Annotated in this window: 9 protein-coding genes; 6 read left to right on the top strand and 3 right to left on the bottom strand. The window is 37.4% G+C overall.

Going from position 1 to position 19864, the window contains the following annotated elements; genetic code table 11:
* Nucleotides 1-41 precede the first annotated feature (41 nt).
* From B176_RS0102375 to B176_RS0102365, 3 genes are all read right to left on the bottom strand, one after another.
* Nucleotides 42-1559: a RagB/SusD family nutrient uptake outer membrane protein gene (locus B176_RS0102375; protein ID WP_017257171.1), complete on the bottom strand. Its 1518-nt coding sequence runs from the start codon at nt 1557-1559 to the stop codon at nt 42-44.
* Nucleotides 1560-1579: 20 nt separating this feature from the next.
* The gene (locus tag B176_RS0102370; protein ID WP_083852674.1) at nt 1580-4687 is read right to left on the bottom strand and encodes a SusC/RagA family TonB-linked outer membrane protein; all 3108 of its coding nucleotides are present in this window, start codon (nt 4685-4687) and stop codon (nt 1580-1582) included.
* 160 nt (nt 4688-4847) lie between these two features.
* On the bottom strand, nt 4848-6377 hold the full coding sequence (locus tag B176_RS0102365) for a tetratricopeptide repeat protein (RefSeq protein WP_161603007.1): 1530 nt from the start codon (nt 6375-6377) through the stop codon (nt 4848-4850).
* Between the two features lie 302 nt (nt 6378-6679).
* On the opposite strand from B176_RS0102365, the gene purL reads away from it, so the two are divergent.
* The 6 genes from purL to B176_RS0102335 all read left to right on the top strand — a co-directional run bounded on the left by purL (nt 6680) and on the right by B176_RS0102335 (nt 19864).
* On the top strand, nt 6680-10345 hold the full coding sequence (purL, locus tag B176_RS0102360; RefSeq protein WP_017257168.1) for a phosphoribosylformylglycinamidine synthase: 3666 nt from the start codon (nt 6680-6682) through the stop codon (nt 10343-10345).
* Nucleotides 10346-10619: 274 nt separating this feature from the next.
* Complete coding sequence (locus B176_RS18860; RefSeq protein ID WP_083852673.1) at nt 10620-11417, top strand: glycoside hydrolase family 16 protein; 798 nt, start codon at nt 10620-10622, stop codon at nt 11415-11417.
* Between the two features lie 26 nt (nt 11418-11443).
* Complete coding sequence (locus B176_RS20080) at nt 11444-14287, top strand: LamG-like jellyroll fold domain-containing protein (protein ID WP_017257166.1); 2844 nt, start codon at nt 11444-11446, stop codon at nt 14285-14287.
* A gap of 177 nt (nt 14288-14464) precedes the next feature.
* Nucleotides 14465-15061: an RNA polymerase sigma-70 factor gene (locus B176_RS0102345; protein ID WP_017257165.1), complete on the top strand. Its 597-nt coding sequence runs from the start codon at nt 14465-14467 to the stop codon at nt 15059-15061.
* 77 nt (nt 15062-15138) lie between these two features.
* A complete protein-coding gene (locus B176_RS0102340; protein ID WP_017257164.1) occupies nt 15139-16287 on the top strand; it encodes a FecR family protein in 1149 nt (382 codons plus the stop codon).
* A 190-nt stretch (nt 16288-16477) separates the two neighbouring features.
* Nucleotides 16478-19864 (top strand): TonB-dependent receptor, encoded by a 3387-nt coding sequence (locus tag B176_RS0102335; protein ID WP_154647867.1) that lies wholly within the window; start codon nt 16478-16480, stop codon nt 19862-19864.

The following is a 19864-nucleotide window of genomic DNA, read 5'->3' as shown; positions in this document are numbered from 1 at the left end:
ATAAGCTCCCTTTCATAATGATATTCAATGATTGAGTTGTATTATTTTGCCTGAGGATTATTGATTACCTCTTTTGATGGTGTAGGATAAAAAGCCTTGTCGGCTGTAAAGTTTCTTCCGGCAGCCTGCATAGCGGTGGTTAGCATGCCCCAACGTCTAAGATCATAGAAACGGTTACCCTCCAGGGTGAACTCCATCACCCTTTCATGAACGATTTGATCAAAAACAAACTGTCTATTTCCGGCAACTGCAGCAGGAAGATTAGCCCTATGGCGAACTTCTGTAATGTATTTTAAAGCATCGGTACTCCCCTGCTCGTTAAGTACTTCTGCGTACATCAACAACACATCAGCATAACGCATCAACGGAAAATTGATGGCGTTAGACATTCCGATACGGTCTGGTGTTGCTGGTATCCACTTGCGGAAGGCAATGGTTTGTTTACCTGCACCAAAAACATCATTATAGGTGTTTCCATAAACTTTTGGATCTGCATTATTGTTGAAGTAACTATCGTTAAAATAGATACTCGCATACACTCTTGGGTCATAATTACCGCCTACAATTTTCCCCTCTTTTAATAGCTCAGTTAGCAAACGTGGTGTTCCGTAGATTTCTCCATAGCCACCAAGTTCAGAAGCTGCTACCCAATCACTCAGGTACGAACGGTAAACCGCTCCACTGCTTGCATCAGCAGTTTGTTGCAATTCAAATACAGACTCTATACTGTTTTTTGTAACGCCGTTAAACATATTGCCAAAATCGGGATCAAGGTCATATTCTTTAGAATCAACCACCAGTTGTAACCATTTCTTGGCTTCTGTGTAATAGCTGGCAGCACTTGCTTTGTCATCCCCAGCCCTGTACAAGTACACCTTGCCCAAATAAGCTTCTGCAGCACCTTTGGTAATACGACCTAATTCTGTGGCGGGTCTGTTTTTTCTAAGTGGGAGGTTAAGCTCTGCTTCTTTTAAATCGTTAATAATAAACTCATAAACCTCTGCTCTTGTTGAAAAACCTTTAGACAAATCAGCTTCTGATGTTGGCACTTTATCGCGGATAATTACCTGGTTAAAATTGTTCAATAATTTAAAATGGTAATATGCTCTCAAAAACTTAGCTTCTGCAATAATTTGCTTTTTAGCACCGTCTTCGATTGCTTCCGCAGACATGTTACCTACATTTTCAATCACTTGGTTTGAAAAATTTATACCGCGGTAGTTTTCTCTCCATAGTAAATCTATGGCATAATTTCCGGACGTAAAATCAAAATTATAATGCTCTGTCCACCAAGGATAGTTAAAGGCATCTGCTCCTGGAAGCACATAATCCTCGCGGTAAAATTCGCGTACAGATCTTGCTTCCACATAATTGTCCCAGCCTACAAAACCTTCCAGTTGTGAATAAGCAGCGGCCAATCCAGAAAGTGCCCTATCTTTATTTGTCCAATAATTATCTACAGTTAGCTGATCTGTTGCCTGTTGATCGAGCTCACTTTTTTTACAACCTGCCGCCATCAGCAACAGGAATATCCCTATGTATAGTTGTTTAGCTTTCATTTTAGAATAATTAAATACGTTTAAAAGGTTAATTGAAGACCAGCCATAAAACGTTTGTTTTGTGGGTACAGCATTCTATCTATACCAGTGTCAAGGGCATTAAAATTGCCAACCTCTGGGTCTAACCCTGTGTATTTGGTTAAGGTTAACAAGTTTTGTCCGCTTAGGTAAACCCTTAAACGAGAAACCTTAACGTTTTTCAACACACTTTCTGGGAAGGTGTAGCCTAACTGTATTACTTTAAGTCTTAAGTAGGCACCGTTTTCAAGAAACCTGGTCGACTCGCGGGCATTCCCGTTTTCGTCTCCCAATACCGCTCTTGGCATATCCGTATTTGTGTTTTGCGGTGTCCATGCGTTTAAGGTGGTTGCTAAAAAATTTCTTCCCGCTTCCATGCCTTCTAATTCAAAACGGTTACCGTTATAAATTTTGTTCCCGCCTATTCCTTGCCAGAAAAGTGATACATCAAAATTTTTGAAATTAGCTGCCATATTTAAGCCATACTCAAACTTTGCAAAACCAGAACCTTGATAACTTTTATCTTCTTCATCAATAATTCCGTCGCCGGTTACATCTCTAAAACGGATATCTCCTGCTTTTGCGTTTGGTTGTAAACGATCACCGTCTGCATTTTTATAGTTAGCAGCCTCTGCATCTGATTGAAAGATTCCAGCCGTTTCATACAGGTAGAATGCGCCAATTTCTTTACCCACCTTGGTTTGTGTTGGCGTATGGTCTGTTCCAAATCTTAAGCCCGAACCATAAAGCACTTGATCTGCGTTGGCTAATGAGAGTACTTCGTTTTTCAACAAACTAAATGAACCTCCTAAATCGATATTCCATGCCCCTGCAGTTAATTTATAATTCCCCTCTAACTCCACTCCTTTGTTAGCTATTTTTCCAACATTTAAAATGGGATTATTTAATCCTGAAGACGGTGGAACTTCTTTGGTAATCAACAAGCCATCGGTTACGTTTTCATAAATATTTAAGGATCCGGTTACTTTACCAAATAATCCGAAATCAAGACCTAAATTTTTAGATTTGATGGTTTCCCAACGTAAATCTCTGTTCAACAGAGAATAACTGGCAGATCCTGGCCACGGCGTAGCGCCCGACCCTTGTACATAACCTCCAGACCATTTGTTTACTGTTGTAATTAAAGCCTGGTGGTCATAAAAACCTAATGCACCTTCATTACCCAGCTCGCCATAACTTGCTCTTAATTTTAGGTTGTTTAACCATTTTACATCAGTTAAAAACTCCTCTTTATTAATGTTCCAACCTGCCGATACAGAAGGGAAAACGCCATATCTTCTATTTTCCCCAAAAACAGACGAACCATCTCTACGTACAGAAACTTGGAACAGGTATTTGTCATCATAAGAATAATTAAATCTGGCCAGGGTTGATAAACGGACATATTTATTATTGCTGCCTTCTGCTGCAAAAGTTCCACCTAATCCAGCTGTAATTGTATTAAAGTCTGGGTTGCTAAAACCACCTGGGATTTCGGTTTCTACAATTTTGCCGTTTACAATGGTTCTAACAATTGTTTTTCCGTCAACAGTAGCGCTTAAATATCTGTTGGTTTTTTCTTGTGCGGTATAACCGGCCAATAATTTAAAGTTGTGCTTGTTTATAGCTAACTCGTAGTTTAGTAAATGCTCCATTACGCGTTCTTTATAATTTGAAGAACGGTTGTAGACCTTTGGATAAGCGATTAAAGGATCATTTGCATTTGCTCTAAACGGTGGATTATGCGAATAATCTTCTGTTTGCGCATTGATATAACTTAGGTTGCTGGTGTAGCTTAAGCCCTTGTATAACTGTAAATTGATATTCATGCTTCCGGCCAGGTACTTTGTTCTGCTATCAGCATCTAAATAATGATCTGCCCCTATTGGGTTTTCAAATTTTGGAAGCCCATCTACTGTTAAACCATAACCATACTTCTCGTTAGTGTCAAAAACGGGCAATAATGGAGATTGGAAATAAGCATCGTGTAAATTAAATTTAGCATTCTCAGTTACCGTTTCGGTATATATGATGTTGCTTCCAACTTTCAAAATTCCTTTTGTAAAGTCGTTTCTTGATTTGAAAGATTTTTTGTTAAAGTTAGAACCAATAAAAGTTCCCTTATCATCAGTTAAATCACCACTTAATGCATAAGTTAGGTAATCACTTCCGCCACTTAAACCTAAATTGTAGTTCTGAGAAACACCACTTCGGTTGATCAGATCCTGCCAATCCGTATTTACACCAGTATTTTTACTTAAATAAGCAGGGTAACTGGCTGGGTCAACATCTGGATTGTTGACATACATCTGATTGTGTAATTTTTTGTAGCCCTCTGCGTCCAGAAACTTGTACTGTTTAATAGGGTCAACAGTGCTGTAAGTGCTTGAGAAATCAATCAGCGGAGCACCTTTTTTTCCTTTTTTCGTGGTAATTAAAATAACTCCGTTAGCACTGTTAGATCCGTAAATTGATGCCGCAGCACCGTCTTTAAGTACTTCTACAGATGCTACATCATTACTATTTAAGTAATACGGGTCTCCTGGCACTCCATCAATTACATATAATGGCTGGTGCGCACCAAAAGTACCTATTCCGCGTAAACGAACGTCGGAGGTTTGTCCTGGGTTTCCTCCTGGGCTACTTACCGATAATCCAGCAACCCTACCTTGTAATGCGTTTACAGGGTTAGTAGCCGCCACTTGTGAAAGCTTTTCGCCACTAACAGAACTTACGGCACTTGTTAAATTACTTCTTTTTTGCGTTCCGTAACCTACCACCACAATTTCATCAAGGCCTTGTAGGTCCATCAATAATTTAATCTGCATATCCTTTCCGGGAGTTGCGGTCATTTGCTGTGTTTTATAACCTATTGCAGAAAACACAAGAACATCCTTAGCAGATGCCTGAATTGCAAATCGCCCAGAAGCGTCAGATGCCGTACCCAAGGCACTTCCTTTAATGGTGATACTGATACCACTCAATGGCTGATCAACTTCATTCATCACTTGTCCTTTAATAAGGCTTCCCTGAGAAAAACTGGTGCTCGTGTTAAACAATAAGAGCAAGCCGAAAAGGAGATGAACTGGCCATCGTAAATTTCTAATCATAATATTTGGTTTATAAGGTTTATTAATTTCCGGATTTGGTTATCCGGGTTAATTGGTTAGTCAAACCTAAAGATTAAACTACCCAAAAAACGATTATTACTACCCCTACACGGAACACAGACTACCCCTACACGACCTCTACATGTCATTAAAAAAGGCGCTAGAACGGCTTTAGGAAGTCACTTAAGCTGTCATTGGTGGATAGCTCAAAATGTTTCCTTAAACGATATCTGGCCATTTCAACCGACTTAACAGAGATATTATTTAGAGATGCTATCTCTTTTATAGATAAATTTAGTCTGATTTGTGCGCATAATCTTCTCTCATTTTGAGTAAGCGTTGGAAATTTTTGCTGAAGATTATAAAAGAAGTCTTGGTATTTTGTCTCAATCTGCAAATTAAAATCCTCAATGTATTTTTCACTATTCACATCATATCGAAACTTAGCCACCAGTTTATGAAGTCGTTGTAGTGCATCCTCAGGTCCAGATTTTTCAAGTGCCGTTAGCTCTTCAATAAAACTATTAATCAACTCATTTTTATGCGCCATATACATGGAGTAATTTTTGAGCTCCACATGATTAAATTCCAGCTTATTACTTAACATATGTTCTTTAACTTCTGCAAGTTCCGCGTTTTTCCTTTGCCGGTTGCGCATTTTATTATAGAGTAAAAAACCTATAATTATCAATAACACCACAATAATGGCCAAGGTGTTACGCTGGTACGATTTTAAACTTTTTTCGAGGTTCAGTGCCTTAATTTGCCGTTCTTTTTCCTGCGCTTCTCGCTTTATGGTTAAGGTGAGCAAAGCATTAACCTTATTTTTGGATAATAGTTCCTCCCTTACCGTATTATACCTCTGAATGCACTCATAAGCTTGTTTATAATCTCCAGTAAGTTGATGTAGTTGAGAAAATATACGGTAGTAATCCAATAAGTTTTCTTTCTTTGAGTTTGAAGTTGATTTATCAATATAAGAAAGTGCCTGATCTAACGATTTTTTTGCCATAGGATATTGCCCTAGCTTAACTTCAGAAAAAGCCATTTGATTATGAATCTCTGCCAATGCCAATAGTTGCCCAGTCGAATATTTGAGTGATAGCTGGAAATACTCGATAGCTTTTCGAAATTGGCCCATGTTGTTACTGCTTATGCCCAAATTATTATAGGCTGCACTAAGTAGCGTTCTGTTATTATATTTATTGGCCAATACCAATACACGGTTAAAATACTCGGTAGCCCGTTTTGATTGATTTTTTAGTTGATAAATTAATCCAATCGCATTTAAGGAAACGGCTGCCTTTTGCTCATTCTCTGCTTTCTTATATAAATTATAGGCAAGCGTATGGTATTTTAAAGAGAGCTCGGCATTCTCCACATCGTAGTAAGTCCATCCCAATAAGGTATAGGTTTCAGCAATTTGCTCAGGTTCTCCATCATTTTTGTAGATTTCTAGCGCATTAAACCCATATTCAAGCGCCAAATCATAAATATCGTTGTACAGGTAACCTTCTGCCAAAATCACCAATGCTGAGGCCTGCTGTGGTTTTAATTTATTCTCATACGCAAGCAAATAGCTTTTATAAGCATATGCAATAGCCTGGTTGGTAGCATCCCGGTTTAGGCGCTTGGCCATTTTATTCAACTCAGTAATTTTTTCGATAACAGAATCCTGTTCAGTTGCCAAATCGGCCCCCTTTACGGGATACAGTAATCCAATTAAACAAAAAAAGAGGAGGCTAAAGAAGTAACGAAGTACTAGCATTCTTAGGTTAGTTTTTCTCTTAGTGACACAATATAGAAAAAATCTGTAAGGCCTGTAAGTTTTTAATACTCAACATAGGTGTAAAGTAAAAACAGAATTTCAATTGATAAAGTTGTACAGATGCAGGTAGCCTATTATATATGATTCCTAGTAGAATTCCTTTGACTAAAAACGACTGATTCTTCATCAAAAAAACGTATTTTTGCGTTTTCAAAAAAACAAGCATGATTTATTTCTTCATCAATCAATCGCAAGCCATTTTTGTTCTACAAATTGATCAGGCGCTTGCCTCCTCCGATATCCCTAAACTCGAATGGCTGTTTGGCGATGCTAAAATTTCTACTGAAAAAGCTTTAACGGGTTTTTTTATCGGTCCAAGAGCCGCTATGATTACACCTTGGAGCACCAACGCGGTAGAGATTACGCAAAACATGGATATCCATGGCATTATAAGAATTGAAGAATTTAAGAAAGTTGATTCAGATTTTACTGATTTCGACCCTATGCTTTCACAAAAATACAACGATGTAGGTCAGGATGTTTTTACCATCAACATTAAACCCGAGCCTATTTTATCAATAACAGATATCGCAGCTTATAATAAGCAAGAGGGTTTATCTTTAAGCAGCGAAGAAGTTGAATATTTAGAAAATCTTGCAAAAAAACTGGGAAGACCATTAACTGATTCTGAAGTTTTCGGATTCTCACAAGTAAACTCAGAACATTGCCGTCATAAAATATTCAATGGCAAATTTGTGATTGATGGCGAAGAGCAACCGTCATCATTGTTCAAATTAATCAGAAAAACTTCTTCAGAAAACCCGAACGATATTGTTTCTGCTTATAAAGATAACGTAGCTTTTATAAAAGGTCCAAAGGTGCAACAGTTTGCACCTAAAAGAGCGGATGTTCCAGCATATTACGCCACCAGCGATTTTGATTCGGTAATTTCTATCAAGGCCGAAACTCATAACTTCCCAACCACAGTTGAACCATTTAATGGCGCTGCAACAGGTTCTGGCGGTGAGATTAGAGACCGATTAGCGGGCGGACAAGGTTCTTTACCTTTAGCAGGAACAGCGGTTTACATGACTGCACTTTCTCGTTTGGCAGAAGATAGACCATGGGAAAAAGGAGTAAAAGAAAGAGAATGGTTATACCAAACACCAATGGACATTCTGATTAAAGCATCTAACGGTGCAACGGATTTTGGAAATAAATTTGGTCAGCCTTTAATTACAGGTTCTGTTTTAACGTTTGAACACCGGGAAGCCAACAGAACTTTAGGCTTTGACAAAGTGATTATGCTTGCCGGCGGTATTGGTTACGGGAAAGCCAGTCAGGCAAAAAAACAAAAGCCAAAAGAAGGCGACAACATTGTTGTTTTAGGTGGAGAAAACTACCGAATTGGTATGGGAGGTGCAGCGGTTTCGTCTGCTGACACCGGCCAACATGGTAGTGGCATCGAATTAAACGCGATACAACGCTCAAACCCTGAAATGCAAAAAAGAGCAGCCAATGCTGTTCGTGGAATGGTGGAAAGTGAAGAAAATTTTATCGTTTCTATCCACGATCATGGTGCAGGTGGACATTTAAATTGTCTTTCAGAATTGGTAGAAGAAACAGGTGGCTTAATTAACCTGGATAAATTGCCCGTTGGCGATCCAACTTTATCAGCAAAGGAAATCATCGGAAACGAATCTCAGGAACGTTTGGGTTTGGTGATCAGCGATGAACATATTGAAACTTTGCAAAAAATTGCAGACAGAGAACGTTCTCCAATGTACACCGTTGGGAAAGTTACGGGCGATCATCGCTTCACTTTTAAATCGGAGAAAACAGGCGCTAAACCAATGGATTTGGAATTAGAAGCTATGTTTGGAAGTTCTCCAAAAATTGTAATGGATGATAAAACCATCGATTACAAATATGACAGCATTACTTACGATAAAGCTAAACTGAATACTTACCTAGAGCAGGTTTTACAGTTAGAAGCCGTGGCTTGTAAAGATTGGTTAACAAATAAAGTAGACCGTTGCGTAGGCGGCCGAGTTGCTAAACAGCAAAATGCTGGTCCTTTACAATTGCCATTAAATAACTGTGGCGTTATGGCTTTAGATTTCCAAGGTAAAGAAGGAATTGCAACTTCGATAGGTCATTCGCCCTTAACGGCTTTGATTAATCCTGCAGCAGGAAGTAGGAATGCCATCGCAGAATCTTTATCTAACTTGGTTTGGGCACCGCTTAAAGACGGTTTAAAAAGTGTTTCTCTATCTGCAAACTGGATGTGGGCTTGTAAAAACGAAGGTGAAGATGCTCGTTTATATGCCGCAGTAAAAGCTTGTTCAGATTTCGCTATCGATTTAGGAATCAACATCCCAACAGGGAAAGACTCTTTATCGATGAAACAGAAATATAAAGATGGTGATGTAATTGCACCAGGAACGGTTATTATTTCTGCAGGTGGTAATTGTAATGATGTTACCAAAGTAGTTGAGCCTGTTTTACAAAAAGACGGTGGCGCTATTTACTATATTAACTTATCTAACGACAGTTATAAATTAGGTGGTTCTTCTTTCGCTCAGATTTTAAATAAAATTGGCAACGAAGCGCCAGATGTAAAAGATGCTGCTCAACTAAAAAACACTTTTAACGCTATTCAACAATTAGTTAAAACAGGTAAAATTGAAGCAGGTCATGATATTGGCAGTGGCGGTTTAATTACCACTTTATTAGAAATGTGTTTTGCTGATGTTAATTTAGGAGCAAAAATAGATTTATCTGCGCTAGCAGAAAATGACAGCATTAAATTGTTGTTTTCAGAAAATATTGGTCTGGTTTTCCAAGCTGATAGTTCTGTAGAAGCAACGCTAAAAACCGCTGGTATCAATTTCCATAAAATTGGAGAGGTAACTTCATCAGCAAGCTTAGAAATTACAAATGCTACAGAGAACTTTAGTTTCGACATTGCGCACTTACGTGATGTTTGGTTTAAAACTTCTTACTTATTAGATAACAGACAAACCGGAAACGGCTTGGCAAAAGATCGTTACGAGAACTATAAAAACCAGCCTTTAGTTTATAAATTCCCTACTCATTTCAACGGTAAAAAACCGGTTATTGATAGCTCTAAACCTCGCCCTAAGGCAGCAATTATTCGTGAAAAGGGAAGTAACTCTGAACGTGAAGTGGCTAACGCGATGTATTTAGCAGGTTTTGATGTAAAAGATGTACACATGACGGATTTAATATCTGGCAGAGAAACGTTAGAAGACATCCAATTTATTGGTACTGTTGGTGGTTTCTCAAATTCAGACGTTTTAGGTTCGGCAAAAGGTTGGGCAGGTGCATTTATGTACAACGAAAAGGCAAGAGTGGCATTAGAAAAATTCTTTGCTCGTGAAGACACGCTTTCCGTTGGTATCTGTAATGGTTGCCAATTGTTTGTAGAGTTAGGCTTGATCAACAAAAATCATGAAGAAAAACCTAAAATGTTGCATAACAAAAGTGGAAAACACGAAAGTATCTTCACTTCTTTAACGTTGCAAGAGAACAAATCAGTAATGCTTTCTAGCTTAGCAGGAAGTACGCTGGGCGTTTGGGTTTCTCACGGAGAAGGTAGATTTTCGCTTCCTTACGCTGAAGATAAATATCAAATTGTAGCTAAATATGGTTACGATCAATACCCTGCTAGCCCGAACGGTTCTGATTTTAACACGGCAATGATGTGCGATGAAACAGGACGCCATTTAGTGATGATGCCACACATTGAGCGTTCTCTGTTTCAATGGAACTGGGCAAACTATCCAAAAGGCCGTAAAGACGAGGTCTCCCCTTGGATGGAAGCTTTTGTAAACGCCAGAAAATGGGTTGAAGAGAAACAGAAATAATTCTCCAGAACACTAAATTATATAAGTCCAAAAACACCAAATTAGAAACGGTGTTTTTGGACTTTCTTTTTGCGCTAATCTTCAGCTTAAAGATTTCCCCTGTCCCAACACACAACGAACATCATCTTCCTTTTAAAAATTTATCCAATTTATAAGTATCGGACTACCGAAAATTTTTAGTGCATAACAATTAGATTTATTTGATTAGTCGATACTACTATTCCCCTTTACTCCCGTCATCACATTAATCAATAACCAATTAAAATTCTGATTAATGTTTAAGTGTAGCCTTTTGCTATTGCCTTTTCTTTTTTTGTCTTTGTTTTTAGAAGCAGGTGAAAACCCAAGAGTTAACAACCCAATTAAACCCAAATGGCAAATTGTTTTTAAAGATAATTTTAGAAGGAACGGTAAACCGAATGAAAAATATTGGACTTTTTCTGATCGCAACAATGCAGCATGGGCAAGATTTTTAACTCCAAATCCAGAAAACGCAAAAGTTAAAAAAGGTTTACTAAATCTAAAAATGATTAACGGAGGTGCAGGAACCGATGGATCAAAATATCAGTCGGCTGGGATTAGCACCAAAGACAAATTTGCTTTCAAATACGGAAAAGTAGAAGTTAAAGCCAAATTTAAACAAGCAACAGGCTCATGGCCTGCCATTTGGCTGATGCCAGCGAATGCTAAAAAATGGCCAGAGACTGGTGAAATTGACATTATGGAACATCTAAACAGAGATGATCAGGTATTCCAAACCATACACAATTTGGCGGTAACTTCTACAGGTGGCTCAAGCAAAGCGTTTGTCAAAACTCCCTTTAAAGTAAATGAATTCAACATTTACGGAATAGAATGGACAGAAAACCACATCAGCTTTTTTGTTAACAAAAAACTCACTTACACCTATCAAAAACCCAAAAATACAACGGAAAGGGAATGGCCTTTTGACCATCCTTTTTATCTGATACTAAATCAATCTGGGGGTGCTGGCTGGCCCGGGAAAGCAATAGCCGAAGATTTTCCCTTTGAAATGAAAGTGGACTGGGTAAAAATTTATCAACAGAAATAATCAACCAATTAAATAAACAAACAATTATGCGTAAACTTTTTACAATTTTATTTCTCCTTGCAGGCGCTTTTGCTAGCCAAGCTCAAGTGCTTAACAAAGCAGCGAGTTTTACAGGTACAGCTACCAGTAAAGCCTCTTTTGGCAATATCTCCTCACTTAACGGTGTAAATAAATTCACTTTTGAGGCTTGGGTTTATATTGACCAATGGAACCAAGACAGTTACATCTTTAGGCAGATGGACAACGCAAGCAACCGAATTGGTATTCAGTTAAGTACATCGGCCACAAAGAAACTGCTTTTCTTTGTGGGTAATGGTGTAAACAATTATGCTATTGCAGATAATTGCCCAATAAACGCTGGGGAATGGCATCATATTTCCATGTCATATGATGGCTCTCAAACCGCTTACAATATGATTAAAGTATTTATTGATGGCGTGTCAAAATCGTTAACCTACAGTAGCGGAAACGGAACATTATCTACAACTACACCAACTACTACCTCGGCTTTTGAATTAGCAGGAAATAGCTTTGCAGGCAAATTCGATGAGGTTAGGTTATGGAATACCAATTTATCGGAAACGCAAATAGACTTTAAAAACACCATTAACAATAGGCATCCCTTGATTGCTAATTTATTGGCTTACTGGAAAATGGATCAAAACGCCAATGCGGTGGTAGATTATAAAGGTTCACAAAACGGAACACTAACCGATGCTACTTTAGTAACTGTAACAGATAACACTAATTTTGTTTACAGAATGGTAAGCTCTTACATCCGTTCAAGTTTCTACGAAAACAATCAAATTAGTGACGAGGCTTTACTGAACAATAACGATATTATTTATATGGCTGCTAATGTTAAAGCCAACGGAGATTTATTCTACGAATACCCAATTAATGATGGCGTATTAACAAACGCAAGTTACCTAGCATCTTTTGATGGTAGAAATGGAGTTTTAGATTTTAGCGGAACTGGCGCAAAAATGATGGCCGGAAAGGATTTAATGACAAAAGCCGACGCAGGAACCAGTACTTTTACGTTTTCAACTTGGGTTTATGTAGATAGTTGGGTAGAAAACAGTTATATCTTTAGAAAGCTTAAAGACACCCCAAACAGGATTGATATCCAATTAGGCCCTACAGCTACCAATACCTTGTTTTTCCACGTAGCAAATGGAGCAAATACTTATGCCAAAGTAGACAATGGCGGGATAACTCCAGGGGCTTGGCATCACTTAGCAATGAGCTATAATGGAGCGTTAGCTGTAGGGCAACAACTTAAGATTTATATCGATGGCGTATTAAAACCTTATGGCAGCCCGAACGGAATATTGGGGGCTACTACTCCTTTTATTGACGCTAATTTTGAATTAGGATTTAATTTTGACGGAAAATTGGATGAAACAAGCGTAAGTAGCTTAACCATGAGCCAAACAGAAATTCAAGCTGTTATGAACGCCCCAATTGCTATAAACTCATGGAATTCTACCAAAACAACTGCTTACTGGAAATATGATGATTCCGCAAATCCTGGAAAAGACTCAAGAACGTGGGTAGGCGTTTTAAATGGTTTAAAAAATACCTTGAACGGAAAAACAGGTGCAAAACTTAGGTTAGGAATTATTGGTGGAGATTGGAAAACAATGGCAGCATCTCCAACTGCCAGAACCGCTTTTGCCAATAACGTAAATAGCGTATTAAGCACTTATAATTTTGATGGCGTAGATTTAGATTTTGAATGGTGTTACTCCACACAAGAATGGACAGATTATAGCAATACTATTCTTGAACTTAAACCTCAATTACCTACCAATAGTATTTTCTCTGTAACATTACACCCGCTCTACTACAAAATAAGTGCTGCCGCAATAGCAGCAATAGATTTTGCGTCTATCCAATCATATGGTCCAAGTCCAGATAGATACCCGTATAACGAATTTGTAAGTAATGTAAGTACCATATTAAATTATGGATACCCTAAAAACAAAGTAGTTATGGGCTTACCCTTTTATGCAGCAGCAAGTGATAATTCAAAGGTAACCACCACTTACAAAACCATAGTGAGCCAATACCCAAGCTTAAGTCCGGCGTTGGATATAATAGACGTTTCTATTAACAGTGTCCCTGTTTCGATGACTTATAATGGCCAGGAAACAATTGTGAACAAAGCAAAATATATAAGAGACCAAGATTTGTTAGGGGTAATGTACTGGGATTTAGCAACCGATGTTGATGTGAGTAATAACCTATCGCTTTTAAAAAGCTTAAACAGCATATTAAATGCAAACCTTGGCTTAGTAACGGATGCTACAGAAACCCCTTTACCTGTTTCTTTAGAATCTTTTAAATCTTCTATTTACAAAGGGATAACAGAATTAAGATGGGTAACGGCATCAGAACAAAACAATAAAGGTTTCGAAGTTCAGAAATCTTTAGATGGTAAATCGTTTGAAAAACTAGGCTTTGTTAATTCTAAAGTTGCTTCTGGAAATAGTACCCAAAAATTATTTTACACTTTTCAGGATAATGCTGTACCCAGAGGCACCAATTATTACCGCTTAAAGCAATTAGATTTTGACGGTCAGGCAAAATACTCTGAAATATGTTTTGTGACTGCCAACTTAAAACTGGCCGAATTTACAGTTTATCCTAATCCAGCAAAAGAAAGCATCAATCTGCAGTTCCCTGAAAACAAATTTAAAACCGCAAAATTATTGAATGCAACGGGTACCCTATTCTTAGAAAAAGATCTAGAAAACCAAACTACTATTTCTTTAAATACCAGCAAAATTGCTCCCGGAACGTATATTTTAGTTTTAAAAAATTTAAACGGTTCTACACAAAGCAAGAAAGTTATTCTAAACTAAAACCAAAATCAACCCTAAATAAAAGGTTGGTGAAAATAAATTTTCACCAACCTTTTTTATTTAAAAAAATGTGGCTCCAAATTAATTTCATAAATTGCTATACGATTTAAAATATCTCAATAAAACCATAAACCGTGTGTTCGTAAACACGTTTCAATTTGGCAACTTTTTTGATTTGTGAATGTAAACCAATATAACAACCTAGACGATTCAAGCTTACTTACTCTACTTCAACAGGGTAATGAACAAGCTTTTAGTCAAATTTACGAACGCTATAAAGGTGTTCTTTATATCCACGCTGTAAAAATGATAAAAGATAGAGACGAGGCACAAGATGTTGTCCAAGAGCTATTTACTAAACTTTGGAATAAACGAGAAACCATAAGCATAAACACAACGCTTTCCGCTTACTTATATACTGCCGTTAGAAACCGCATTCTTGATATCTTCTCGCATGAAAAAGTAGTCGCTATTCACCAACAGTCTTTACAGATCTTTATTAAACAGGGAGAGTATCAAATTGATAATTACATCAGAGAAAAAGAACTGGCTCTAATCATAGAATCAGAAATAGCAACACTTCCTCCAAAAATGAGAGAGGTATTTGAATTAAGCAGAAAGGCGCACCTTTCCTACCTTCAAATTGCCGATCAATTAAACATTTCTGAAAATACAGTTCGAAAACACATCACAAAAGCCTTGAAAAGGTTACGCTCAAAACTTCAATTGTTGATATTATTAAGCACCATCATAATCAAATATTTAGTGCGGTAACTTTTTCTTAAAGGAAAGTACTACTTCTTAAAAACACAGTCGTCTTAACTATAATTGATGACACATCAATATTTATAATGAAAAAACCAAACGCAGAGAATCTTTTAAATAAATACCGTTTAGGAACCATAAACGATAGTGAAAGAGCAATATTAGAAAGCTGGTATAATACTTATGCAGTTGGCCAACGTGATGCAGATTTATCAGCCAAAGAAATTGAAGAAGATATTTTAAAACTCTCAGAAAGAATCCCTTTTGCTGATTCTAAAATAAAACGCATCAGCAATAATGGTTTAACATTTAAATTATTAGCTGCCGCCGCTGTACTTATAATCATCTCCATAGGTACTTTCTTTTATATTCAACAACCATCTGAAAAAACAAACACCATTGCAAAAGTAGATCAATCGATTACACCTGCACAAAATAAAGCGGTACTTACTCTTGCCAATAATGAAAAAATAGTTTTAGATGACTCTTCTATAGGCGAAATAGCAAATCAAACTGGCATATCAGTAAGTAAAACTTCTGATGGAAAATTAAAGTATAAAGTACTAGAACATGCTAACCAAACAAAAGCAGTACAATACAACACCATTAGCACACCACGTGGTGCCGAATATCAGGTAGAGCTGTCTGATGGCTCTTTAGTGTGGTTAAACGCTTCGTCGTCCATTAAATTTCCGACGCATTTTGAAGGTGATACCCGTACGGTAAACATCACCGGAGAGGTTTATTTTGAGGTTGCCAAAAACAAAGAAATGCCGTTCCAAGTAAATACTGCAAACCAGCTAGTGGAAGTATTAGGTACACATTTTAACATTGATGCCCACCATACAAACTATATAAAAACCACCTTATTAGAAGGTTCTATAAAGGTTTCTTCTGGAAACAAGCAAAATGCCACTATTTTAAGCCCCGGACAGCAATCAATTTGTGACAATACAGGTGCGGCAATACAGATATTAAAAGTAGACCCAGAAAAAGCAGTTGCTTGGAAAAATGGATATTTTTTATTTGCTGATGAAGACCTTAGCGATATTATGGAAGAAATTTCAAGATGGTATGATGTTGATGTTACCTACTTAAGACGTAAAAAAACTAACCAAAAATTCAGCGGCACTATATCCCGCTCCAAATCACTTTCACAGGTTCTAAAAGTTTTGGAAGTGAGCGGAAATGTAAACTTCAAATTAGATGAAAGGAGGATTATCGTAATGTTTTAACGCTACTCTACTGGTTTAAAACAAAAATCCCCAAAATGCTACGAACATTTTAGGGACAAATTGAGTTTAACCCATTCAAATTTCAAAACCAATTACAAACAGATTATAAACCCAACATTTCAAATGTATGAAATTTTATTATTTTAATTTTTTCGGCCTGTCCGTCGCAAAATTCAAAATGTTGATGATCATGAAGTTAACGTTCATCATATTACTGGTATCGCTTTTACAGGTTAAAGCCCGTACTTATGCACAAAATATCAGTATATCAGAAAAAAACAGTTCTATAGCCTCCATTCTTAAAAAAATCAGAGTACAAAGTGGCTATGATTTTTTCTATAATTCAAGTCTGATAAAAAACGCAAAACCAGTTAGCGTAGATATTAAAGACGCAAGCATTAGCGATGCGCTGAATATCATTTTTAGAAACCAACCATTAGGTTTCACCATTGAAGCAAAAACGGTAATTGTTACCTCTGCTCCATTAATTAGTTTTGCCATCGACATAAAGGGGAACATTGTTGATGAAAAAGGAGAACCATTACCTGGAGTAAGTGTTAAGGTAAAAGGAGAGAATCAGGCTACTTCCACAGACATTAATGGTAATTTCATGCTAAAGAATGTGAAAGATAATGCCATTATCCAGTTTTCTTTTATCGGCTTTGAAACCACTGAAGTATCAGCAAAAGCACAATTAGGCACCATTACTTTAAAAGTAAACAGCGCCAAGTTAGATGAAATTGTAGTTGTTGGCTACGGCACCGTACGTAGAGGCGATGTAACTGGCGCAATTTCTTCATTAAAACCTGACGAGATAGAAGCTTCCCAATCTGTTTCTGTAGAAAATATTTTACAGGGAAAGATAGCAGGCGTAACTGTAAATACATCTAACGCCAGCCCAGGTGCTGCATCGTCGGTAACTATTAGAGGGGCGAACTCTTTACGTGGAGACAACCAGCCTTTATATGTGATTGATAATATCCCACAAGCTTCTACAGGAGAAATCCCTTCGAGTGCTTTTGGCGGTGGTGACTATCAGATTGCACAAAATCCGTTAACCAGCTTAAATCCTTCCGATATTGCTGATATTCAAATCTTAAAAGATGCTTCGGCAACGGCTATATACGGTTCTCGTGGAGCTAACGGCGTAATTATCATTACCACCAAAAAAGGAATTGCAGGTAAAGCAAAAGTAAGCGCAAACGCAAATTATTCTGTAGTGCAGGCAACCAATCTACGTGATATGATGAATATTTCACAGTTTGCAACTTACAGAAACGAAAGAACAGGCGTGGCAGGATCTCAATATTTCCAAGTGGGAGATGAAACACGCTATATTTTTTCTGGCAGTACCTATAACGCAAACGACCCTACATCATACTTTGTGCTCGAAGAAAAAAATTGGCAAAAGGAAATCTACCAATCGGCTTTAAGTCAAAATTACGACCTAACTCTTAGCGGTGGTACAGATGCAGTTAAATACTATTTATCTACTGACGTTAAAAATATCAACGGTATGATTAAAGGTACTGGCTTAAACCAGCAAGGGATTCGTTTAAACCTTGACGGAAATATCTCTAAGAAATTGAAATTTACAGTTTTGATGAGCGGTAACTTAAAAAAGAACGACATGATGAGTGGTGGCAACAGTAAAGGTGGTGCAACTGGTTCTATCGCTCGTACTGCTATTGACTCTGCACCTTTCGAATTTCCGAAAAATGACCCATTGTTAAGTAGTAGTGAAGAAGCAAGAACAACTACCCTCTCTTGGTTAAATGATTACGACGATCTTACCTCAGAAAAATCTGCTCGTGTGGCGGGAGAGTTAACTTGGAAAATATCTGATAGTTTTTCCTACAATATACGTTCTGGCGGTAACTTAAGACTACAAGACCGAGCTCGTTGGTATGGCTTAGAATTATTTTTAGGTGCAAACAACAACGGCTATTTAGGCTTAAGCTCTTTAAACAGCAATAACTATACGGTAGAAAACTTAATTAACTATAACCATTCCATTAAAAACATTGTTGACATTACTGCAACTGCTGGTGTTACTTATGATGATTATAATTGGATAAATACTTCAACTACAGCTTCAAATTTTCAATTTAGAGACCTAAGAACAGATGGGTTGCATTTAGCTTCTACCATCAACCAACAACAACCAGAACAAGCAGATTACCAATTACTCGCTTTCTTAGGAAGGGTTAATTTCTCGTTTCTAAATGGTAAATATATAGCTACTTTTACCGGTAGATCTGATGGCTCAAGTAAGTTCAAAAAAGGCAACAGAACCGAGTTTTTCCCTTCTGCAGCATTAGCCTGGAGAGTGGAGCAAGAGGAATTCTTGAAAAACACCACTTGGATTGACCAATTGAAATTAAGAGTAGGTTATGGTAAAACTGGTAGCCAGTCCATATCACCTTACAACAGTTTCTACAATTATGACCAAGTAATTGATTACGCTAATTCTATTGGCGATAAACAATTAGCAATTGCAGTGGCAAACCTACAAAACAGTGACTTAAAATGGGAAACCACTTCTGCTTACAACGGAGGTATAGATTTCTCTTTGTTTAAAGGAAGATTAGGCGGAAGTGTAGACGTTTATTATAAAGAAACTGACGATTTGCTAATCCAAAAAGCCTTACCAACCTCTACCTCATTTAATTCCATTACGTTAAATCAAGGTTCAATGAGCAACAGAGGCTTAGAGCTGGCTTTAAACGGCGATATTTATAAAACCGAAAACTTTAAATGGTCCTTATCCGGAAACATTGGTTTTAACCGTTCAAAAATTAGTGATTTAGGTTATGCTGAAGCACAATATGGCAAGGAAACGTACAGAGCTTATTTAGGTAATTCAATTGGCGACCACTTTGGTGTAGCAAATATCTTTATTGTAGGCAAAGCACCAGGTTTATTTTGGGGTTACCAAACCAATGGAATTATACAAACAGGAGAAACTGGTTTACCTACCTCTACCATATTTACGCAAACTCCTGGAAACATTAAAGTAGTTGACAAAACTGGCAATGGGATAATAGATGCAAATGACAAAACCATAATTGGTAACCCAAATCCAGATTACAGCTATGGTTTTCAAACTGCATTTAGCTATAAGCAATTGAAGTTTTCTGCCACTTTTTATGGTGTGGAAGGTAACGATATTGTTAACGGAAACGTTAGATACGAGCAAACGCCTTCTGGTAATACGGCAAATTTAACAAGCAAAGCTTTTGAAAACCGTTGGACCACAACAAACCCTTCTAACCTTTTCCCTTCTGTGGCCAGTAATTTACAGAATGAGATTTATGACAGATATGTGGAAGATGGAAGTTTCTTGAGATTGAGTGACATCACTTTAAGTTATACCCTTCCTAAAAAAGTATTCAATAAAACTATACAGAACGTAGGCGTATTTGCTTCGGTAAAAAACGCTTTTATAATTACTGATTATAGTGGTTACGACCCAGAAATGAGAACTTTTGCTTTTGACGGGTTAAGACCTGGGATTGATTTAAATTCTTACTCAAACCCGCGTCAGTTTATTTTTGGTCTTAATGTTACATTTTAA

Source organism: Pedobacter arcticus A12 (genome assembly GCF_000302595.1).
Taxonomy (GTDB): domain Bacteria; phylum Bacteroidota; class Bacteroidia; order Sphingobacteriales; family Sphingobacteriaceae; genus Pseudopedobacter; species Pseudopedobacter arcticus.
This window is presented reverse-complemented; position numbering and strand designations above follow the sequence as displayed.